Here is a 22,938-nt window from a genome sequence, read left to right on the forward strand (position 1 = left end):
ATAATTATTAATTTTATTTAAAAAGAAATAATTTTTTATAATATCTAAATTTATAAAAATTTAATTTAATTTTGATTATCAAAATAAATAGCATATTTTCGAATTTTGCTAAAATAATTAACAAATAATTTATTTAATTAAATTTTGCAAACCAATGATAGCCTCATCTTTGCCTGAACTAAAATTTGGCAGTGTTTTAATATTTGCAAGTAATACATTTAGGCTAATAGACGAATGAAATTTTCTGTTTAAATGCTGAAGTGAATGTAAATAATTTGGATTAGTTATATCATCGCTGTAATCTTCAGGTTTAATAAGCCAATGCAAAGTTACAATTGCTCTTTTTTCTATCGTGTCAATTACTAATGAATAAAATGCAAAATTAATATTAGGTGCATTGGCTAGTCCCATATGTGCATTGTCAGGTGATATCAAATTGTCATGCAAATTTACATTAAAAGGTATTAATTTATCCTCTTGAATGTGTTTTGACAGAGGTATTTTTTTTGTAATTGAATAGACAGAGATATAAAGATCTCTATTAAACAAAGATCCATATACATCTGGTATATTTGGATACGCCCAATTGTGAACCCTCAGAACATCAAGTGGGATAGCATGTGGGTTGATTGAATCCATTTTTGTTTGAACAAAAATAAATAAGTCTAAATTTTTTAAATCTTTTGATATTATTTCTTGTTTGATTTTATCTGGAATATTATTGCGAAATTCTTTTGAAAGTTCAAGGCAGTAAATATCAGAACCTCCATTTGGTGAATGATATAAAGCTATTCTTGGTGTTGGACAACGCTTACCTGTATTTAAACGCTTAGCATCAATATTAATTATTTTATCATTAAAACTAGGTATTTTGCTTAGGATTGGTGAATTTAAAAATAAATTTTTTCTAGTGAGCAATTCTGATTCTGAAATTCCAAGTTCAAATAAATGTAAAGAATTTGTCTGAGATCTGCTTTTACTACCATTGTCTGAATGGTTTTTTTGGCAGCTTATAAAAATAATCTGAATATATAGAACTAATAATAATTTCTGCATTTCTGTAATTTTTCTCCTAAGAAAGAAAAGAGATAAAGATATATCGCTCATTTTAATAGTCATCCTTAGCAAAATGACATTTACATTTTATTTGAGCATATCTTTTTATATAAGTATTTGATAATAAATATAAAATAAATAAATAGACCATTCGGTACAAAAAGCATTGACAAGAGAGTTGAAAGGATCTATCACTTCTGTACCAAATGTTCGGTTTTGGGAATATTACTCTTTTTAAGGAAATACTTATGAAAAAAAAATTATCTACAACTACTCCATTATCTTTAGCTTTTTTACTACCAGTATTCGGTTTTTCTGCTAATGCAATTGAAAAATCTAAACAAACAATAATACTAGTGCATTCTGCTTTTACAGGTTCGTGGGCTATGAATACTGTAGCTAATGAGCTGAGAAAAAATGGTTTTCATGTCGTTTTACCTGATTTGCCGGCGCATGGAAATTTTAAAATGTCTCCTAAAGATGTTAGGTTTGATAATTATGTAAATGTTGTCTTGCAAGAATTAGATAAACAAAAAGGAAAAGTTATCCTTTTAGGGCATAGCTTTGCAGGTACAATTATTAGTGAAGTTGCTGAAAAAAGAACTGATAAAGTTCAGACATTGGTTTATTTAGCTGGAGCTCTATTGCCTAATGGGATTTCTTTTTTAGATAAAATAAAAAATTCTAACTCCTTATTACTAAATAACTTACAGATTGATAATGAAAATGGAAATGCTTCGATAAAAGAAGGGATGATAAATTCAGTTTATGCGCAGGAAATTCCAGAAGCTGAATTTACAGGAATTGAAGAAAAAATGGTTTCAGAACCTATTGAACCTTTATCGCATAAAATAAACGTCAGTAAGGAAAATTTTGGTAAGATACCTAAATACTATATTCAAACTTTACGTGACAATGCAATTCCGCAAAAATTACAACGTGAAATGTATACAGAAACACAAGTTAAGCAAGTTTTTACAATTACATCGGGTCATGCTCCGAATCTCACACATCCTTTAAAAGTTGTTGAAATTATTAAAACTATTGATTCCATAGAAAATCATAAAATCTCAAAGAAAAAAGAAGAAAGAATTAAAAAAGAAATTATTGAAAAGACAGATCAATGGCAAAAAGGATTTAATTTAGATGCAAAAAATAAAAAGGCTAAGTATTCATTCAGAGATTATGCACCAAATGCTATTTTACAATCTATGCCTGTAGAGTTTGGAACTGTTGAAGGTAAAGATACAATCGCAAAATATTGGCAAACTGTTCTTGATACCGGTGCTGCTGATATGAAGTATTTAGATAGGAAAATAATAGTAGTTGATGAAAATACAGCATTACTTAGTTCACCTTGGTCGATGAATAAAATAAAAGGACAAATTACTTTAGAAAAATGGGTAAAAAAAGGAAATAAATGGTTTCTTGTTGAAGATAATTTTGAAGCATTAGAGTTTTTGAAGTAAATCAGTAGGTATCTCTTAGTACTTTTGAATTTCTAATAGATGCTTTCCTTTTTTAAGAAAAAATTTGAAATTTATTTTTTATTTCTTTAATCATATTCTAAAAGACTTTTTTTTTATATAATTAAGTGATTATTTTATAAAGATATATGAAATAAAAATAGTAAAAAAGAATGAAATAAGATAAAGAAAACTTACTTTCATTCCAAATTTAAGCATAGTATTTTCAAGTTTTCTTATTTCAAGTGAGCTACTAGAATGATAATCAGATGCTAATGTGATAATTAGGACAATAATTGGTAGTGATGTAAAAACAATATGACCAGCAGCAGAGTTTTGTCCTGCAACAAATAAAAGTCCTTGATTGAATGAATTCCCAATATCCATTTGAATAGTAAGAGCTAAGACGTTACCACCAACATTTGAACCTGCAATAAATCCACTGAGCATGCCAATTAAAGGTAAAATTAATAATTTTAGAAAATTAGTTTCAATATTAGAAATTTGTTCTGTAATTACTCCAATAATTCTGAATTCTAGCATAAATCTTGCAAGTAAAATAAATAAAAATAAACTTAATAAAACATTTTTAATTTTTTTCCATTCCTGCTTATGGTCCAACTTTTTTTTATATTTTAGAAGAAAGATAATGGTTGTCATTGTTAATGCTATCCCAGGGCTTACGAAAGGATTTAATTCTATACTTTTCCATTTTATACTGCATATATCATGTAGGAATTTATTAATCGATTGAATTCTAATGAGAACAATGAATGCTAGTAAAACAAAGTAAGGATAAAGTAATTTTATAAAATTAATAAAGAATTTTTTTATTTCTTGCTTTTTTGAACTTAAATTATAGTAAATGGCAAAAAATATAAGACATGATACAATTCCTGTAAGTATTCCCGATAATTCAGTTAATTTTAGGTAATTGAAATAAATTAATAATAATGCATAAACAAAGCCATGTGTAAATGCGAGATACCATTTTTTTCTTAAGAGATGAACTCCATTCACAACATATAGACTTACACACCCAACAATAGGAAATACTAAAAAACTAATTATAGCTGATTTTAAACCAACCGCAGAAATAGAATATCCTGATAAACTTGAACTTACTACTGTTGAAATTGCTAAAGTTCCCCAAGGAATAGTATTCAGGCTTAACATAGATAGAAAAAAAGCTTTTTGAGGAATATAAAGACGGAAAAAAATAGGGATACCAATTAATAAAGATATACCAAATCCAGTAAAACTTTCTATAGCAGGTAGTATTCCTAGAAGTAATATTAAAGTTTTTTTTTCACTTGATAGAGGGAGATTTTCAATTAAAGAAGATATTTTATCTATATTTCCCATTTTTTTTAGGAGATTATTAAAGTAAAGGCCTGGTATGATAATGATAGCTATTGTGCTAGTTAGAATGACACTTGAAAAAAATGCGCTGTATAAAAGATAATCTTGAAATTTAAAAAGTGGGAATAAAATAGCAATGGCTATAGAAAAAGTGCAAGATAATAAAGCAGAAAATGTAGCTGTTCTTTTTAAAATAAAAATTGAAAAGATACATAATGCAAATGGACTTAAAGCTATTAAAAAATAGATCATTCTACTCTCCAAAGGATAGAATGACTTCTTTAGCAAAATACAAAATAGTTGTCTAGAAATAGATTTTTTTACTTAGTATGAATAAATACACCTCCAGATCCATTTTTGGAAGTAAAAAAAAGTGCAACATCATTTAAAAAATTTTCTTTTATTTTACTTTTTTTATCTTGCATATTTGCATAATTAAAAGCTCGATTTTTAGTAAATTCTCTCCAACTACTTGTTAAATCTTCAAATAATGAATTTTTATATCCAACTTGTTCAGCTATATTATGCATTTCAGAAATTGTTTTTAAATTTTGGCAACCAATTTTATCTTCAGCAAATTTTATATCAGTAAAAGAGTTACTAACATAGTCCTCATTTCTAAATTTACAATTTTCTTTCATTAATTTGTAAATATTATCATACACTAACTTTTTATTTTTTATATGTAAAACAGCTAAGTTGGAATATACTCCATCAAATAAACCTTCTTTTTCTCTAATTTTTAATAGAGCATATTTGCTTGATAAATCAGCACAATAAATTTTAATTCTACTTTCTAAGCCTAATGCATGGATAATTTTGCATGATAAATCGGCATATTTTTTATTATATTCTATTCCAATAAAATTAGAGTTAGGAAGAAGATTGGCTTGTTCAATTAAATCAGAACCAAAGCCTGAACCAGCATTTAATATTTTATAATTGCTAAATTTATTTTGCAGTCCAAGGTCAAATAGAATTTTGTGCGCAATTTCATCCCCACCATAGCGCATATATAAATTTTTTTTAATTTCTGTTACTTCTAAATAATGTTTTAGTAGTAATTCCCTAATAATCCAATAGCTACTGTATTTATTATTACTATAAAGTTTTATTTTTTTTTTTAATATCAAATCTTTTAGAATTTATTGCGATAGAAGTTTGCGGATACTTTTTATTTAACTTAATTTCTTTTATAATATTTTCTATATAAAAATATTTTTTCTTTTTCATGAGAAATACCTACAAAATAAAATAGTGATTAAATCAAAATTTATTATACAAGGTATTGAAAAAAAAGTAAAATAATATTTCCTATAAAAAGAATTAAGTTGATTACCAAAAATCCTCAAATTAGTTATTGCTGACTTCTAATGAAGTACAATCAAGACCTTCTATAGGAACTCCTGTAAAGTTAGAAATATGATATTTACTATCAAAACTCAATACTATTGACATTCTTGAGACATTTCGAATGAGCATAAACCCTCTGTCTTCGAGACTTATTGGATTTTTATTTAATATTTTATTATGAACAAATGCCTCAGGATTTGTGGAAAGTAGAGGAGATTTTCCTTGATAAAAAATAAGTAAGGAGACAAAGCTTGGATTGAAACTATTACAAGTATATTTTATCCCATATAAGTTACCTTCAGTTGGATTTGGAATGTAATGAAAAATTCTCTCACTTTTTTCAAAAGTCCATAAATTACTTGTTGATCTTGCTAGTGTAATATTTGAGACAAAAGAAAAGCCTATTAAAATTAGTGCAAATAATTTTAGAAAAGTATATTTGAATAACATTTTATCTCCTATAATATTTTAATGGAAAAATGAATGAAATTTCTTTTTACAATTTGCAATACATATGTAAAATAAAAATATTATTTTGTAAATACATTTACTTTAAAATATTCTTCTAAAAATGTAACTATTTAAAGAATTTAATATAATAAAATTAATTATTATTCTAATTTGAAGTTATCAAATCAACTTTGTAGTTGATGTATCATAGAAAATAATTTAAAAATAAAAATCCAAAAGATTATACCTTGACTTTTAAAGCAGCATTTGTAAATGAAACAAAGGATTAAATGTAGGAGGGGACTTGATACACATCTCGTTTGATAAAGGAACAATACTAATTTCGAATATTTCGCAAACTCAAGCAAATAATTACCCTTTTTTAAAATGGGATAAAAGAGTATCATCATTTCGTGCAATGGCATACCATTACCGCAATTTGATCTTATCACTAAGAAAAGATCAAATTGAGTATCTGGATGTAGCAAAAGATTTTTTGCCTCAGAATTTCTCACTACAAATTAAAATTGAACCAAGGCCGTACCAAATCCAAGCTTTAGAAGCTTGGATAAATCAGCAATCTAATGGTGTAGTAGTATTACCGACTGGTGCAGGTAAAACGGTTTTAGCAATCCTTGCTATAGCAAAAATTCAGCGCCCTACTTTAGTGCATGTTCCTACTATTGATCTTATGTCACAGTGGTATGAAGTATTGCTAAAATTCTTTGGAAATAAAATAGGATTACTAGGTGGAGGTTATAATCAGCTAGAAAATATTACTGTTGCTACTTATGATTCCGCATTGATTCACGTCCCACAAAAAGGAAATAAATTTGGCTTTTTGATTTTTGATGAATGTCATCATTTGCCTAGTGAACAAATGCAATATACCGCAACCAGTTCAATTGCTCCGTTCCGTCTCGCTTTAACAGCTACTCCTGAAAGAGCTGATGGAAAAGAAAAATTATTGTATGAATTGTGTGGTGGAATTTGTTTTCAAAAAGACATTAAAGAACTTGAAGGTAAAACTCTTGCTCCATATGAAGTTATTACGTTTGAAGTTGAAATGTCTGAAAATGAAAAAAAACTATATCAAGAAAGTAGACAAATTTATTTGGATTTTATTCGCAAAAATAATATTAATTTCCAAGTAAAAAATGGTTGGCAACAATTTATCCAACTTTCTTCTCGCAGTCCTGAAGGAAAAGAAGCTTTTTCAGCATATTTAAAGCAAAAAAAACTATCACAATCTTCAGCAAATAAATTAAATTATGTATGGGATATTATAATAAAGCATAGAACAGATAGAATTCTTATTTTCACACAGGATAATGAAACAGCTTATTTAATAGGAAAGAGTTTTTATTTGCCAGTTTTAACGCATCATACTAAAGTTAAAGAAAGAGAACAGTTTCTTAGTCTTTTTAGGCAAGGAATTTATAGTATTTTAGTGACTTCTAAAGTCTTAAATGAAGGAGTAGATGTTCCAGAGGCTAATGTAGCTATAGTAGTTTCTGGTAGTGGAACAGTAAGAGAGCATGTGCAAAGACTAGGAAGAATTTTACGTGCTAAAGAAGGAAAAAAAGCAATTCTGTATGAATTAATTTCAGCTGGAACGAGTGAATATTTTGTAAATCAACGAAGGAAAATGCATAGTGCTTACGAAAAAAGAACTCTTGAACTTTAAAAAGAGTAAAGGTCGAATTCTTCCTAAATTTATTTCATCCGATAATCCTGAACTTTTACAGCTGGCTAAAAGTGCTTTGCAAATTTTTAACAATGCAATAGGTTTGACAAGATCTGAAATAGAAGAATTAATTGAGCAGCAACTTTTTATTGATATAAATGTTGAAGAAATTTTTCTTAAAGGTCTAGTAAAACTTTTGCATGATAGATTAAATTATGCTGAAATTATAGCAAGTGATATGAATGATTTTCGCCATAAATTATTTTCCAATGCAAGTTATTTATTAAAACAAAATTCGGAAATATTATTATCAAATTATTTAAAAGATGTAGCAACTACAGTTGGAAAATCAATTGAAGAAATCCAAAAAATTTTATACTCTGATTTACCTGAAAATAGTAAAGCTATTTATTTTAAAGATATTGAGGAAAAAAAATTATTAAATCGTTATAATCTTGCTTTAGTTCAAGGCTTATTGTTTTATAGTGAATCTGTTACAATTGAAATCGAGCAACATACAAATTCTAAAGCTGATTTAAGATTTTTACTGCGGCAATTAAAGTTCTATCAATTAGTTACTTACATCAAAAAAGAAAATGCGAAGTATTATGTTGAAATAGATGGACCAATATCACTTTTTTTACAAACTCAAAAGTACGGATTTAACTTAGCAGCATTTTTTCCAAATGTTGTGCTTCTCTCAAAATGGAAATTAAGTGCACATATTACAATTTCTAAATCTATTAGAAGTCAAGGGCTTTTAGAGTTAAGTGAGAAATCACCATTAGTTTCTCATTATAAAAATTTTTCTAGCTATATACCAGAAGAATTTCAAATTTTTTCAGAGTATTTTAATAGTAAATCAGAATATTGGAAAATTGATTCAAGTAATGAAGAAATATTATTTGATGGCAGTAATTTCTATTTTCCTGATTTTAAATTTGTTAAAAATAATAAAGTAGTATTTTTAGAGTTATTTCATGCGTGGCATAAAAAAGCTTTTTTACAAAGATTAGAAAATATTGAAAAAAATAATACTAATGATTTCATTATGGGTATTGCAAAAAATTTGATAAAGGATGCTGAAATTGCTTCCAAAATTCATGAATCTAAATATTTTCAGGAAAAAGGCTTTATTTTTCGAGAAATGCCTACAGTAAATCAAGTTATAGAAATTCTTAAATTATTTTAATAAAAAAAATATTAGTTCACTTACACTTGCTAGTACATGAAATTTGTTTTAGCGATTTATCCTGTTTTAAGTAAACTAAACTTTTATTGAAAGAATTTTATGTCGCCAATTTTTATATTTAAGGTCAATTCAATTTATAAGGATTTTAATTCACTAGAAGAAAAATTAAAAAGAATTGAGCATATTTTAAATTTCATTCATAATCAGTTATTACAATTAGAAAGTAATTTTTCTTTTTATAGTTGCTTAGGTATGAATAAACTAAATATTATTAGTGAAGAAAATTATATAAATTTTAAACAAATTTATAGGAAGAGTTTTAATAGTCAAAAAATTAAAGCAATTCTTTTAGCCCCTGAATATTTTATGTCTTTAACCAGACAGAATAAAATTATTTTAAATGAAGATAAACTTCTTATAGAAAAAAAATTTCATAAACTGTCTGAAAAATACAGTAATATTTTGATATTACTTGGGACAATAGCCAGCGAGAAAAATAATACCACAAAGAACGTGAATACAGATTCCACATTGTATGATACTATGAAAAAATACAAAGAGTATGTTCAAGCAAAAAAATTAAGAGGAATTGCTAACTATAAATCTCCTTATGAATTTTATAAATCTTCTTTAATAGAAGATAATTCTATGAAATCTATGCAGCACTTTAATTATTTAGTAAACCATGAATTCAATATGTACAATATTAGAGATACAAAAAATTTTTCAGATAGAGTCAAAGATTATCAAGATAATCGAAATAATTTTAGACTAATATCAAATAAAGCATATGGTTATTTGGCTGGAAGTCGAATTGTTAAATATAGTAAAATTGCTGGTTATGATGAAGAAAGTAATTATGGTAAACAATTATTTATACCAGGTATTAAATCAGAAAAAATATATCAGAAAGGTGTTGGTTTATATTCTATTCCTGTAAATAAAGAAAAGAGCCTCACATTAGGGATTGAAATTTGTTATGATCATTTCCATGGTATTGGGCGAAAATTTTGGCAAACAAACCCTGATATTCATTTAATAATGTCCGCTTCAGTAATAAATAAAGTAGGAAATTTTAAAGTAAAGCCAAATGGCTATGTGATACATACAAGTACTTCAGATTCTGAAGATAAAATATTTCACTACAAAAATTTAAGTTTTAATATTTTAAATGAACATGATATTAAAATTTCTTATGGAAAAATAAATTATAATTTGAAATGTGGTTTAATTTATATTTAAATTATTTATTTTAAAATTAAATAAAAAATAGGAAGATTTTTTTAATAAAAAATTTTCTATATTGAATATAATTATTGATAAATTTTATGAATTAATATATTTTAAATGCCGGGATGCTATTGTGATTATAGCAATAAATTCTATGTAGAATATTATTTTTATTGATTAATTTTAAGGATTGATATGAAAAAAATAATTTATACTTTTTTGATTTTGAATCTTTTATTAGTTACGGTAAATTTATATGCAAAAAACGAATTAATTCAATGGAAACAATGTAATTCAGTCTTAAAAGGTGAACATTTTAAGACTGAATGCGGTGTTTTCAAAGCCCCTCTTGACTGGGAAAATTTGAATAATACTAGAAAAATATTTGTAGATTTTATAAAAGTAACTGAAGAAGTACAAAAAAATAAAAAGGATGCTTTATTTGTAAGTCCTGGCGGACCTGGTGGTAATAGTGTGGAATTTGCAAAAATAATTGCAGAAAAAAATCCTGATTTATTAAAAAAATATGACATTATAGGTTTGAATTCTCGAGGTTTTTCTGAATCTATGAATTTACAAGACTGTAATAAATTTATTGATTATAAACAATTATTAAATCCTATAAAAAATCAAAATGATTATTTAAATATTAAGGAATACAGTCATTCTCTTCAAAATGAGTGTCTCTTAATTAATGGAGATATCATGAATTTCTTAAGTGTTGATCAAATTACTCAGGATTATATTGGACTTCTTGAACAATTGAATTATTCTAAAATAAATTACTTTGGAGCTTCTTATTCCTCTGTAATAGCTCTTAACTTAATAAACTCATTTCCTAAATATATCGATAAAGTAATAATAGATAGTAATTTAAATCAAGTTCAAACTTATAAAGAGAGAATTATTGGTCAAAATAAAGCTATAAATAGATTATTTGATCATCTTAATATAAAAAAATCTTTACTAAGTGATTTTGAATTAATTAAGAAAAAATACCCTAAAATAAATGAATATATAATTCTTAATTCAATAATGGAGATGATAAAAGGAAATGGTTTTAAATTAGAAGATTTAAATAAAAAGTTAACTCTACTAAAGGAAGGTCAAGTAGATTTTTATGAGGTATTTAATAAAGATGAATCTGGTAATCAGAATACTTATCCTTTATGTTTAGATATTCCTTCGAATGATCTTCCTCTTAGTGATGTCACTGAGAATATGGAAACAGCAAAAAATGATTTAAAAGAATTTGGTAAAGTAACTCCTTATGTATTAGCTCAAAATATTTGCTCTGGTTGGGATGTAGCAAAAAAAGTTGAATATAATATTCCCAATAATATTCAAGTATTAATTTTAACCTCAGATTATGATATTATAACTCCAAAAGAATGGTCGCTTTCTTTAGTACCTATCATTCCACAGAATAAAGTGGTATCTTTCAATGGAAAAATCCATGGTGTGTATATGAAATCAAAGTGTGCTAGAAAAATTGCTAATGAATTTTTATTAGAGAATATTTTTCCTAAAGATAATATAAATTGTACTGAGTAGTTTTTGAAAGTTTAAACAAGAATTTATTTTTTCTTAGCTTCGACTTTTGCAACATACCAAGAACTTAATGCTGCGGTTAATAACGTTGCAATAATAACAAGAAGTGACATCCAGCTTGGTATCTTAACCCAATCCATTAAAAGCATTTTTAAGCCAATAAATCCAAGTATTACAGCTAATCCTGGTTTTAAATAACGTAATTTTACTATCCAATCCGCAAGAACAAAATAGAGAGCTCTTAATCCTAAAATAGCTAAAATATTAGAAGCAAAAGCAACGAATGCATCGTTAGTAACGGCAAATACTGCTGGAACAGAATCTATAGCAAAAATAAGATCTGTTATTTCAATAACAATTAAAGCTAAAAACAAAGGTGTAGCTTTGCGAATGCCATTGTGTTTTACAAAAAAAGATTGTCCTTCAATTTTATCAGTTGTTGGAATGACTTTCTTAAGTTTACGGATAATAAAACTATCATTAGAGTTACTTTCATCGTCGGACTCAAACAAAAATTTTATACCTGTATAAACTAAAATTCCTCCAAATAGATACATGATCCAATGAAAATTATGTAATAAATGTGCACCAAATAAAATGAAAAGACCGCGCATTATAATAGCGCCTAGGACACCATAGAAAAGGACTCTATGCTGATACTTAACTGGTACTTTGAAGGATGAAAAAATAAGAAGTATGACAAAGATATTATCCATACTTAAAGTTTTTTCGACCAAATAACCAGTAAAAAATTCTATGCCTAATTGTGAACCATAACTCCAAGCAAACCATCCATTGAACATTAGAGCAGCACAAATCCAAGCAGCACTCTCAATAAGCGCATGTTTGGTTTTATTGCTTTGTTTTGTCATTTTAAACAAGCTCAAATCGACTAAAAGCAGAACTACTATGCCAACTGTGAAGGATAGCCATATCCAGGGAGGGATGGTGGAAACATTTGATAAGAAATCCATAATATTAAAACCTCAAAAGAAAACATTAACAATTTTATTGATTTTTTAGAACTAAATCAAGTTTAGTATAAAGGATGACCCCTTAATTTAAAAATAATTAATATTTACAAAAGCTTAAATCAAAATATAAGAATCTCAAAAAATATATCAAATAATTTTTTTATGGTTAGCTTTAAAAATTGACAACGATTTTTAATTAAGGCATTCGTTAAAAATAATTAAGGGAAGGATTAACATGAAATTAAAAACACCAAAATTATTTTTAATTATTTCATTATTTGTAAATAATTCAATCTATGCAAATCAAAATACTGAAAATGAAATTTCTATTAGTGAGCTAGATACTATCAAGGCAAATTGCTTGGCTAAAAATTCCAGTCATATGGATCAAATTAGAGGTTTTGGAAAGTTTAATATTCAATCTGAGTGGTTGCTGAGGTTCTGTATCAATAATGCTATTGAAATAAAAATATATAATAATGATAACTTGAATAAAAATGTTAAAGAGGTTTATGAAACTACATTTTTTAAAATTCAAGATAGAATTAATTATTTACAAAATTTTGATGATAATGAATCACAAGTGAAATTAAAATGCTTTCAAAATTTAAATAATTCAATGTATTTTTCTGTTGCTACTAAAGATCCAGATTTTATTAAAAGAGCTCTTATTTCTTATTATATGAGTGCAAAAAATGATTGTGTAAAAAGAAATTATTATTAATGTACTTCAAAGAAAATTTCGTATCCAACTTGTTGGAGAATTTGTTTATCTTTAACTTCTAAATTATTGATCCAAGCTATTCTTTTTGCTGAAGATGGAATAAAACTTGAAAGTTGTATTAAATTTTGCATATTATTTTTAAAATTATCTGAATTTACTCCGGAAATTGCGATATATGGAGCATCGCTCTCTAGTACTGTAAATAGTTGTTTTTTATTATGAATTAAAAAAATCAAGGTAAATTTATACTCTCTAGCAATTTCTGTAAGAAGTTGAATTTCATAAACATCTTGCATATTGCAATATATAATTAAGCCATTAAAGCCTTGGAGGATAGAATCATAAATTTCGTATTCTTCAGTAAAAAAACCAGTTCTAAAAATTAAAGAATTATTCGACTTCTGGATTATATATTGTTGCCAATCAAAATTTATTGGAGAAGTAAATAAACAGAATAAATCATCACTGGGAGTTAATTCAACTAAATTTCTTTTTGTTTGGAAAAGTTTGGAGAAATCTTCATCATTAATATAATTTGGAATTGTAACCCAAGAGGATGTATTAATTTTTTGTTCTATTTTTAATGAAAAGCAAGTATCAATTAAATTTTTTTTAAAATATTCGTCTGTTTTTTTGCGGATTTCAGTGATTGATAATTGTTGCTTTTGCAAATTTGTTATTTTCTTTTGTTGCTCAATAAAAAAATCTAAAATTTTTTTTTTTGCCATATAAACTCCAAAAAAAAATATTAATGGGTTTTATTTTTCCAAGATTCAAGAATTTTAAAAGCCCTGCCACTTCTAATAGTTTCTTTTGCTAACTGTAGGCCTTCTTGCAAAGTATTGCATTTGTCTGCACACCAAAGGGTTGCTGCTGCATTTAAAGATACAGCATCTATAATAGCTTGTTTAGATTTATTTTGGAGAGTATCAATTAACACTTTTGAATTATATTCTAAATCTTTTCCTAGCAAATCTTTTATTTGATAAATAGGAAGACCAAAATCTGTTGGTTTAATAACTTCATGTGTGATTTTTTCTTTGTCTAGTTTAGAGATATAAGTTGCTGAGCAAACTGATATTTCATCTAAACCATCCTCTCCATGTACGACAAGCGCTTTTTTCCTTTTTAATTGTTTTAAGCAATTAATAAATAACGGTAAATAATCTTTTTGAAATACTCCGATATATTGCCCAGAAAGATTCAATGGATTTGCTAATGGAATGATGAGATCAATAATAGTTTTAAAGCCTAAAGTTTTTCGAATATCCATTAAATGTTTTAAGCTTGGATAGACAATTTTGGAACTTAAAATAGTGATATTTTCTTCTTCAAGTTGTTCACAAGCTTTTTCTGAATTTGCAGCAGGAAAAATATTTAATAATTGCAATACCTCCAAGCTATTAGCTTTCTGTAGATTACCTGCCCCTGTAAATTTAGCAACTTTTGCACCAGCTGCAGCAGCAATAAGCGCTGATGTTGTCATGATATTTAAAGTTGTAATTCTATCTCCGCCTGTTCCACTGCAATCAACTAAATTTTCATATGATTTATTTGTTTTGAATGCACTTTGAGTCTTTATTGTTTTTAATATTTTAATGATAATTTCTTCAGAAACTGGAAGAAAACGAAATCCAGTTAGAACTGCTGCTATTCTTACATCAGATAAAGTACCATCTATCATACTGAATGTAAGAGCTTCTGCTTCATCAATTGAAAAACCGCGACCAGCAAAAACCTGTTCCATTATTGGAGAAAAATTTTTATCAATAATCATGATCTCGCTCTTTTTTTAATATTAGCGTTGTTTTATAAGAAAAACTTGATGATAAAACTAGTTGTGTAAAAATATTATCTTTAATACTTTTTAAATTCAAGAAATTATTAATTTCTTGATAACAAGTTGCAGGAGCTTCTAAAGATAAAACATGTGCACAATCGTCAACCCACTTTGCTGTAATATTCTTTATATTATTATTTAAAAGTATGGGTATTTTACAAGATAATAATTTATCTTCTTTACCCCATAACAATAAAACAGGACATTTAATATTTTTTAAATTGTCATCAACAAAATGATCTTCTTTAGTTGAATTAAGCAAATCTTTAATTTTTTCATCTTTCAAGTTGCGGTATAATGCTCTTTTGGCTGTTTTACTTAGAATTGGAATACCAGTGAATGGAAATGCTTTCATAATTCCAGGATACAATTTATGAAATTTTCTCCAACTTAAGAATGAGAGGGTATCTCTTAAACCAAATGGATTTACTTTTAATCCTGCTGGATTTAGTAAAATTAATTTATTAACACGTTTTTGTTGGGTGCTTGCTATATACATTGACAACCAACCACCTAAACTTAGTCCGCAAAGATCTACTGTGTCTTCTGTTACTTTAGAGATAAATTCTATTAGAGATTCAGCATGTTCTAAGAAATTCATAACAGAATTATTAGCTTGGCTAAAACCTGCCATATGAAATAAATCTGGTATAATAATTCTTCTTTTATTTTCCAGCATTTTTCCTAATATCCACCAACTTTGTGCGCTGCTACCTAAACCATGAACAAAAATAATTGGTTTTAGATCAGATTTTGGATTGCTATCATAATAGTGAATTTGTCCATATTTAGTAGTAATTACACTAGATGAAAATCCAGTCAAATTTAAAGCAGATTTTAAAATTTTTGAGAATGATTTATCTAATGCAATTTCTGTAGACTTAACTACTTCAAGATTTTCTACTTTTTTTGCTGGTCTAACAACAAACTGCAATAATTTTAATTGCAAATATCTGTTAATATGCATATTAGAAGATAAAAAATGAAAGTTAAAATTTTTTTGTGGCATTTCACCCAATCTCTTTTAAAAGTACTTGCTCAATTCGATTAGCCATGGATTCAATTTGCGCAAGCTCAGGCCCTTCTAAAGTTATTCTAGCTAATGACTCTGTACCACTGTAACGTAATAGAACCCTTCCTGAAGAACCTAACTCTTTTTCAAATTCTCTCACAATTGAAGTCGTTAAGGGAAGAGTGTCAATGGGAGGTTTTTTACTAACTTTTACATTTTTAGTAATTTGAGGGAACTTTTTCATAATAGAAGCTAGTGCTGAAATTTTTTTATGAGTCAGACACATTATTTCTAGAACTTTTAAGCAAGCTATTAAGGCATCGCCAGTTGTGCTAGAATCCAAAAAGATAAGATGTCCTGACTGTTCTCCACCTAAGCAAATGTTGTTAAGTAACATGCTCTCCATGACATTTCTATCGCCTACATTTGTGCGCAAGACTTTGATACCTGCATTTTCCATCGCAACATCAAATCCTTTATTACTCATTATCGTAACACAGACACCATTATTTTTTAATTGATTATGTGATTTCATTTCCAAAGCACATAATGCAATAATATTATCTCCATCTAAAATGTTACCTAATTCGTCAACAACTATAATTCTATCAGCATCCCCATCTAAAGCAAAACCAATATCAGCACCAACTTCTTTAACTTTTTTTGCTAATATTTCTGGGTGTAATGCACCACTTCCTTCATTAATATTAAATCCATCTGGATTGTCGTGGATGATATGAACTTTTGCACCTAACTCTGCAAAAACTTTTGGGCCCACTTTATAACCAGCGCCATGAGCACAATCGAGGACAATTTTAAATCCATCTAATTTTAAATTTTTTGGAAATTTTTCTTTGAGAAATACCGCATATTGGCCTATCGCATCATCAATTCTTTTGGCTCTACCTAATTCTTTTGACGTAACTAAATGTTTGTCGAGTTCATTACTATCCATCAAGTTTTCAATAAATAATTCTTCGCTATCAGGAAGTTTAAAACCATTATGATCAAATAATTTGATACCATTATCTGAAAATGGATTATGACTTGCTGAAATAACAATTCCAGCATCGGCTCGCATGCCTCTAGTAAGATAAGCAATTCCTGGCGTAGGTAAGGGGCCTACAAATAATACGTCAACACCAACACTGCATAAACCTGAAGAAATAATTCCTTCAATTAAATATCCACTTACTCTTGTATCTTTGCCAATTAAAACCTTAGGTTTATCAATTTTTCTTTTTAAACTAATTCCAAAAGCTTGAGCAAATTTTAATAAATTAACAGGAGCCATTATGCCGGCATTAGCTTCGCCACGAATACCGTCAGTACCAAAATATTTTCCCATAAAATAGCCTTTAAGGATTGAGATGAACTGAAATGAAGTCAGGAATGATCTTAACTAAAGATACATTTCCTGGAATTTTTAAGATAATAGGTTTGTCTTGCCAACCTGGTTTGAGGTCTGTAGCATCGATAAAAACTCTAACGTCGGAAGGATCGAGTTTATTAAGTATAATCCTTTGACCTGATACTTCAACATCTACTGAACTTGGACGTAATTGTATTTTTGAAAAATTTCTTTTTGCTATGTTTTTAATTTCAATTGGGACAGAACGAAAGGTTCTATTAAATTTTTTTGGACCCAACGTGATAGCAACAACAACGCTTTTTTCAATGGACTTAATCGCTGAAGATTCTTCAAGTTCAATATTTGCATCTGTAATTAAATTTTTATTAATGCCTTCTATAACAATAGGGATTGTAAAAATATTTTGTGTTCTTGCAAGCTGTTGTCTTGCACCTGAAACTTTAATTTGTGAAGGTGTTACTTTAACTTGTTCTACCATTAAACCTGGTTGTGGTTCTCCTTTCAAAACCGCTTGGATAGGAAGAATTTTTTCTTGAATTTTGTCAATATCAACATCTATATATGGTCTCTCAATGATCATATTATATTGTTTAGGCAGTCTTGGAAAATTTTCTCTTCCAACTTTTACTCTTACTTTTCCAGGTGTTTCACTAATAATTTCAATTTCTCCAGTCAATTCGATGTCTGTAGGAGAAATTGAAAAAATAGAATTTTGTTGTTTTATTGTTACATCTAAGGTTCTTTCTTTTTGCCCAAGAATGATCATAGAAGGAGATGTAACTAATTTTACTCTAGCAACTTTTTCAAAAGTAAGATCTTTATCAGTTCTAACAATGAAAAAAATGACAATAGAAAATAAAAATGAAAGAACTTTTAACCAAAAATTATTAGTTATTAATTTAAATAATTCTCTTGCAATTGAAAGATTTTCTTGCTGTGGTCCAACTGGCATTATTTCGGTTCATCCTTTTGTTTTTTATCATTCAAATTAATATCATCTTTCTTATTTTTTTCTTCGTCTTTTTTGTTTTTCTCTATAGGAGGATCTAATGGAATTCCACCAATTGAAACATCTCTTGGAGGAGGTGATTTAGGAATTGGAGGATCAAAACGATCTTCAGGAGCAATTTCTGTTATTGCTTTTAAAGCTTTATTTTTTTCACTACCATTTTTATTTTTATGATCATCATTTTCATTTAGATCATTCTCATCTTCAATGATATTTTCATTAATATTTTGAGTAATATTTAAATTTTGATTTTTACTTAAAATATTACTTGAAATAAATTGCATATCATTAGACTTAATATCTTTTATTTTTGAGCTTCTTGGGAATCTAATATGAATATTATTAGGTATATTTGAGGCAATTTTATTTTCATATTCAACTTGTTGTATTGAAAGTTCTGCTTGTTGCATTGCCAAATTTTCAAGAGAAGATACTTTTCTTTGTAGCTGCTTATCGCTTTTTTTATAATTTTTACTAAAAGGAGAATTTAAAAATGATTTAGATTTTATATAAATTTTATGAATTTTAAAGATTACAAAATTTTCAAACCAATACATAATTTTAGAATTTTGTCCTCTTGGGAGTAATAAAATAGAAAGCATTTTTCTCGCTGCTTCTGAAGAACTTTGTCTTTGTAAGTTACCTTCCCATGCGATAGAAATATTTCCAGTTTCTTCACTTACGACTAAAACAACAGCATCTGTTTCTTCTGATATACCAACTGCGGCACTATGTCTTGTCCCCATCTTTTTTGAAAATCTTGGATTTTTAGATAAAGGTAATTGAGCAGATGCACAATTAATTCTATCTTTTTTTATAATTACAGCACCATCATGTAGTGGAGAAAATGACTGAAAAATGCTACTTAAAAGTTGCTCAGACACAACAGCATCAAGCATGATACTGTGATCATACAATTTATCTAATCCCACAGAACGTTCAAATACTATAAGCGCTCCAATTCTTTCATGACTTAAAGATTTAGCGGCATTTGTAATTTCTTCTATAATGTTTGTACCAGAAACGGAATCAAGACCAGTAGCAAAAGGTCCTCTACCAAATCGAGTTAGAAGACGGCGTATATCATCTTGAAAGAGAACTATAACTACAATAATAAAGGAGGAGTAAAATTTACTTATAATCCAATGCAATGTATCAAATTGTAGCATACTTGAAAAAACATAAGTAATAAAAATTACGAGCATGCCTATCAACACTTGGGCCGCACGAGTACCTTTAAGCATTGATATAATTTGATAAAGCAAAAATGCGACCAATGATATGTCGATAAATGCTTTCCAAGAAATTATAGATTTAATTGACTCTAAGTAATTCATTCCTTCCCATTTTATAGCTTATCCACAACGATTCCCTGTGGTGGTTTAAACTCAAAAACTTCATCACTAAATTTTTTAGATGAGTAGTCATTGAAAAGTAATCTTGTTCTGTTTCCGTTGGTTTGAACAATTCTTAACTCTTGAATGAGACCTGTCTTCACCTGAATAACAGCGTATAAAACTTTTTGCTGTTTGTCTTCTTTAGGGATGAGTCTTAAATGGATATCATCGTCATTTTGCAGTGGAGGAGTGTCAGATTTAACATACGGTGTATTTATGTTCTCGTTTGTCTTTTGATCATCAGGTTTTTTCCAAGCGGATACGTTATAGAATTTTTTGATATTTGCTAGATTAGTTAACAGTTGAACAAATGCTAATTCATTAGCATTTGCTTGCAAGCTTTGAGCATGTTTTAATTCGGGAATATATTTCCAAAAATTTTTACTATTAGAAACATAAATTTCTTGACGAGGGGAAATAATTTCAAATCTAAAAGATGCTGGTTTTTTGATATGAAGAATTCCATCAGATGATGAAATTTTTTCACGCAGAGCAGAATATATCTCTTGTTTGAAATTAACTGAAAAAAAGTCTTGTTTTGAAGCAGTTTTTAAAATTTCAAGGTATTTTTTTTCAAAAATAGTTTCACTACTAGCATCTTGTTTTTTTTCAGCAAAAACTGATGAAATAATAATTAAAAAGGAAAAAATTATACCAATAAATTTAATAAAGTTATTTTTCAACATTTATACCTCATTAAAAAAATAATTAAATTCATAAACATTTTGACATATACAAAATAATTCTGAACTTGGATTTATAAAATTAGTAAGAGAAAGTTCTTCCATCCAATTTATAAAATTACTGTAAAAATTACTATAATTATAAATAATTATAGGCTTTTTTTGTGATAATTTTTTATTATAATTTATACAAAAAAGAAGGTCATCTAAAGTTTCTAATCCACCAGGCAAAAAAATTAGGATATCTGATTTAATAAATTTTTCTTCTTTACTTTTAATTAGACTAAATTTGTTTAGTTTATTTTGTTGTAAACTTCCTTCCATAATAGAAGCTGTTAATGGAGAATTTTGTTGATTTTCTAAAATTATATTACACGATAATTTTCCAAAATAGGTACCAATATTATATCCTTCTGAAATTAAGTCATTTGGTAAGTTATTTGCTGTGGAATAATAAAAAGCAATAACTGGCGGATGAACTGTATTCATTATTAAGACCTCCATTGTTGAAGATACTAATTTATTTTTTTAAAAAAAAGAATAAAAAAATGAGAAGTTCAGTTAAATATTGAAATCAACATTTATTCCGTACCATGATTTATTGACTTCATCACGGTAGACAATAGGTGACATATTTAAATTATGAATAAGTTTTTCTTGTTTTTTTTCATTAACTTCTTCCACTCTAAAAAAGACAAAAGCTGAAATAATTGTTCCTACAATAGCTCCTGTAATTACATCACTAGTATTATGAGCATTATCGGTAACTCTTGAGGCAGCAATAATACTTGCTCCCGTAAAAATCAAGCTAGCATAAGTCCAATTTAGCAAAGAAGAATCTGAATACTTGAATAATAAAGCAGAGGAGTAAGTTGCGAATGTAAAAGCATGTGAAGCGTGACCACTAAAAAATGAATATTTATCATCAATTGAAGGCTGATTTCCTTGAGAAACCTTCTTATCATAGAAAGGTCTTTTTCTTTGGAAAGTAACTTTAGCTGTAGAAGTAGCAACTTCTGTCAAAAGATGTGCATGTATCCAACCGATACCGTGCCTATATGTTGGAAAGTCACTTGAATAGAGGCTAAGACCTCCAATAATTGCAGCAGAAGTACCTAAAGCATAAGGTAATAGTTTCGAGCGAGGATATGTGGTCTCTTTGGGATCTTTATCCGCAACTTCATTATTAAAGGGCCATAGTGGTGTGGATCGCATAGAACTATATTGATTAATTCCAGCAATAAGACCAATTTCAAGAGGAATTGTAAAAATGTCTTGTTTCCATTCCCCAGGATTAAAACTAGACCAATTTGATAATTTTTCTTCATAATGCTGGGGAATAGTTTGTGGAGGAAGATCTAAAGTCATTTCTTTTTCTCTGAGTTATGCATTCTTATAAATTGATCCATTCTAGTTTGCCATTCTTGGCCTCCTTCTAGGATATTTTTGCGTGATAGATACATCAAAAAACACCCAAAGAAAAAGAAGAAAAAGCATAATATTTGACCCATAGTAATTACTTGCCAATTAGGTGTTCCTGGAAACGCATTTAATGGTTGCCAAGTAAAATTATTTAAATAGAAATAGTTAATTTGAGCGTCTGCAGCTCTAAAATATTCAACAATAAAACGATAAAAGCAATAAAACATAATGAAACAAGCAGATATTGTGCCTTCTCTGTGTTTCCAACGGGAAATAATAAATAAAGTAACAAAAAGCCCCCAGCCTTCACCCAAACTTTGATAAATTTGGCTAGGATGTCTTGCAACATTTCCGCCATCAGGAAAGATAATTGCCCAAGGGACATTGCTTTCAACAGCGCGCCCCCATAGCTCACCGTTTAAAAAATTTCCAATTCGTCCCATACCAATTCCTATAGGAATAATGCGAACCAATTTATCAGTTAAATGGAAAAAAGGAATATTGTTTTTTCTGCAATAAAAAATGATTGCTAATGAAACTCCAATTATTCCACCGTGAAATGAAAGCCCACCTTCCCATGTAGCAATTGCATCTAGAGGACGATCTTTATAGTAATCCCAGTTGTAAATGAAAACATAAACTAATCTAGCTCCAACGAGCATTCCTAAAATACAAAAAGTAATTAAATTCATTAACATGGCTTCGGTTAGCATCAGAGTTTTTTTGCGAATCCAGTGCATGCAGCCAACATAGACGGCAATAAAACCAATTAGGTACATTGTGCTATACCAGCGTAAGCCCCAATTTACATTTAATACTTGCAAACAGTACAAGACTCCTAGAACAACAAAGGAATAAATAAGTATCGTTTGAATGAGTTCCCAGTTCTGGAGTTTTTTTAGAGCAATTGAATTTTTAGGATTTTTTAGCTCTAGTTTTGTGTTTTGAATTTTTAGGCGTGTAAAAAAATAACCTCCACCAAAAACAATAAGAAGAGAAAGAATCCCCCACCAAGTAGTTACCCAATTAAAATTTATATTTTTGACTTGAAAAACAAAGGGACTTAAGTCAAATGTCCAATAAGATTGCGATGGTATCATGTCCTGCTGTCTCCTCTTGTATGCTTTGAAATTTATCATACACTAGCTTTCTGTATGA

Annotated in this window: 22 protein-coding genes; 6 read left to right on the forward strand and 16 right to left on the reverse strand. The window is 28.0% G+C overall.

From position 1 onward, the window contains the following. Window positions 1–129: 129 nt before the first annotated feature. The gene (locus tag GOY08_RS07535; protein WP_158998283.1) at window positions 130–1,107 is read right to left on the reverse strand and encodes a hypothetical protein; all 978 of its coding nucleotides are present in this window, start codon (window positions 1,105–1,107) and stop codon (window positions 130–132) included. Window positions 1,108–1,304: 197 nt separating this feature from the next. On the opposite strand from GOY08_RS07535, the gene GOY08_RS07540 reads away from it, so the two are divergent. Next, window positions 1,305–2,525: an alpha/beta fold hydrolase gene (locus tag GOY08_RS07540; protein ID WP_158998284.1), complete on the forward strand. Its 1,221-nt coding sequence runs from the start codon at window positions 1,305–1,307 to the stop codon at window positions 2,523–2,525. Window positions 2,526–2,654: 129 nt separating this feature from the next. Here GOY08_RS07540 and GOY08_RS07545 read toward each other — a convergent pair whose 3' ends face one another. The 4 genes from GOY08_RS07545 to GOY08_RS07555 form a co-directional block, all read right to left on the reverse strand. Further along, on the reverse strand, window positions 2,655–4,136 hold the full coding sequence (locus GOY08_RS07545; protein ID WP_158998285.1) for an L-lactate permease: 1,482 nt from the start codon (window positions 4,134–4,136) through the stop codon (window positions 2,655–2,657). Window positions 4,137–4,204: 68 nt separating this feature from the next. Further along, window positions 4,205–4,897 carry a methyltransferase domain-containing protein gene (locus tag GOY08_RS07550; RefSeq protein ID WP_158998286.1) on the reverse strand — a complete coding sequence of 231 codons (693 nt, stop codon included), beginning with the start codon at window positions 4,895–4,897 and terminating at the stop codon, window positions 4,205–4,207. 88 nt (window positions 4,898–4,985) lie between these two features. Further along, window positions 4,986–5,117: a hypothetical protein gene (locus GOY08_RS15620; protein ID WP_268892498.1), complete on the reverse strand. Its 132-nt coding sequence runs from the start codon at window positions 5,115–5,117 to the stop codon at window positions 4,986–4,988. Between the two features lie 120 nt (window positions 5,118–5,237). Further along, complete coding sequence (locus GOY08_RS07555) at window positions 5,238–5,687, reverse strand: hypothetical protein (RefSeq protein WP_158998287.1); 450 nt, start codon at window positions 5,685–5,687, stop codon at window positions 5,238–5,240. Between the two features lie 304 nt (window positions 5,688–5,991). Between GOY08_RS07555 and GOY08_RS07560 the strand changes: the two genes are divergently transcribed. The 4 genes from GOY08_RS07560 to GOY08_RS07575 all read left to right on the forward strand — a co-directional run bounded on the left by GOY08_RS07560 (window position 5,992) and on the right by GOY08_RS07575 (window position 11,350). Beyond that, window positions 5,992–7,374 carry a DEAD/DEAH box helicase gene (locus GOY08_RS07560; protein WP_158998288.1) on the forward strand — a complete coding sequence of 461 codons (1,383 nt, stop codon included), beginning with the start codon at window positions 5,992–5,994 and terminating at the stop codon, window positions 7,372–7,374. Further along, window positions 7,343–8,566, forward strand: coding sequence for a DUF790 family protein (locus GOY08_RS07565; protein ID WP_158998289.1), 1,224 nt, complete (start codon window positions 7,343–7,345; stop codon window positions 8,564–8,566). The genes GOY08_RS07560 and GOY08_RS07565 overlap by 32 nt, the downstream gene beginning before the upstream one ends. A gap of 99 nt (window positions 8,567–8,665) precedes the next feature. Continuing rightward, entirely contained in the window at window positions 8,666–9,808 is a 1,143-nt protein-coding gene (locus tag GOY08_RS07570) for a hypothetical protein (RefSeq protein ID WP_158998290.1), read from the forward strand. Between the two features lie 183 nt (window positions 9,809–9,991). Then, complete coding sequence (locus tag GOY08_RS07575; protein ID WP_158998291.1) at window positions 9,992–11,350, forward strand: alpha/beta fold hydrolase; 1,359 nt, start codon at window positions 9,992–9,994, stop codon at window positions 11,348–11,350. A 23-nt stretch (window positions 11,351–11,373) separates the two neighbouring features. Here the strand turns inward: GOY08_RS07575 and GOY08_RS07580 are convergent, their stop codons facing one another. Further along, window positions 11,374–12,321, reverse strand: a complete 948-nt coding sequence (locus GOY08_RS07580) for a TerC family protein (RefSeq protein WP_158998292.1) — start codon at window positions 12,319–12,321, stop codon at window positions 11,374–11,376. A gap of 235 nt (window positions 12,322–12,556) precedes the next feature. On the opposite strand from GOY08_RS07580, the gene GOY08_RS07585 reads away from it, so the two are divergent. Continuing rightward, on the forward strand, window positions 12,557–13,045 hold the full coding sequence (locus GOY08_RS07585) for a hypothetical protein (RefSeq protein ID WP_158998293.1): 489 nt from the start codon (window positions 12,557–12,559) through the stop codon (window positions 13,043–13,045). Here GOY08_RS07585 and GOY08_RS07590 read toward each other — a convergent pair. From GOY08_RS07590 to lgt, 10 genes are all read right to left on the reverse strand, one after another. Beyond that, entirely contained in the window at window positions 13,042–13,773 is a 732-nt protein-coding gene (locus tag GOY08_RS07590; protein WP_158998294.1) for a hypothetical protein, read from the reverse strand. The two genes, GOY08_RS07585 and GOY08_RS07590, sit on opposite strands and share 4 nt — an antisense overlap. A 20-nt stretch (window positions 13,774–13,793) precedes the next feature. Then, a complete protein-coding gene (gene trpD / locus GOY08_RS07595; protein ID WP_158998295.1) occupies window positions 13,794–14,822 on the reverse strand; it encodes an anthranilate phosphoribosyltransferase in 1,029 nt (342 codons plus the stop codon). Continuing rightward, complete coding sequence (locus GOY08_RS07600; RefSeq protein ID WP_158998296.1) at window positions 14,812–15,894, reverse strand: alpha/beta fold hydrolase; 1,083 nt, start codon at window positions 15,892–15,894, stop codon at window positions 14,812–14,814. The genes trpD and GOY08_RS07600 overlap by 11 nt, the downstream gene beginning before the upstream one ends. A 1-nt stretch (window position 15,895) precedes the next feature. Further along, window positions 15,896–17,245 (reverse strand): phosphoglucosamine mutase, encoded by a 1,350-nt coding sequence (gene glmM / locus GOY08_RS07605; RefSeq protein WP_158998297.1) that lies wholly within the window; start codon window positions 17,243–17,245, stop codon window positions 15,896–15,898. A gap of 10 nt (window positions 17,246–17,255) precedes the next feature. After that, the gene (locus GOY08_RS07610) at window positions 17,256–18,221 is read right to left on the reverse strand and encodes a CdaR family protein (RefSeq protein WP_158998298.1); all 966 of its coding nucleotides are present in this window, start codon (window positions 18,219–18,221) and stop codon (window positions 17,256–17,258) included. After that, the gene (gene cdaA / locus GOY08_RS07615) at window positions 18,221–19,615 is read right to left on the reverse strand and encodes a diadenylate cyclase CdaA (protein WP_158998299.1); all 1,395 of its coding nucleotides are present in this window, start codon (window positions 19,613–19,615) and stop codon (window positions 18,221–18,223) included. The genes GOY08_RS07610 and cdaA overlap by 1 nt, the downstream gene beginning before the upstream one ends. A gap of 11 nt (window positions 19,616–19,626) precedes the next feature. Further along, entirely contained in the window at window positions 19,627–20,361 is a 735-nt protein-coding gene (locus GOY08_RS07620) for a LolA family protein (RefSeq protein ID WP_158998300.1), read from the reverse strand. Further along, window positions 20,362–20,847 carry an LOG family protein gene (locus GOY08_RS07625; protein ID WP_158998301.1) on the reverse strand — a complete coding sequence of 162 codons (486 nt, stop codon included), beginning with the start codon at window positions 20,845–20,847 and terminating at the stop codon, window positions 20,362–20,364. 72 nt (window positions 20,848–20,919) lie between these two features. Beyond that, window positions 20,920–21,726, reverse strand: a complete 807-nt coding sequence (locus GOY08_RS07630) for a phosphatase PAP2 family protein (RefSeq protein ID WP_158998302.1) — start codon at window positions 21,724–21,726, stop codon at window positions 20,920–20,922. Then, a complete protein-coding gene (gene lgt, locus GOY08_RS07635; RefSeq protein WP_158998303.1) occupies window positions 21,723–22,880 on the reverse strand; it encodes a prolipoprotein diacylglyceryl transferase in 1,158 nt (385 codons plus the stop codon). Before lgt ends, GOY08_RS07630 begins: the two co-directional genes overlap by 4 nt. Between the last annotated feature and the right edge of the window lie 58 nt (window positions 22,881–22,938).

The organism is Pigmentibacter ruber (assembly GCF_009792895.1).
GTDB classification, from domain to species: Bacteria; Bdellovibrionota_B; Oligoflexia; order Silvanigrellales; family Silvanigrellaceae; genus Silvanigrella; species Silvanigrella rubra.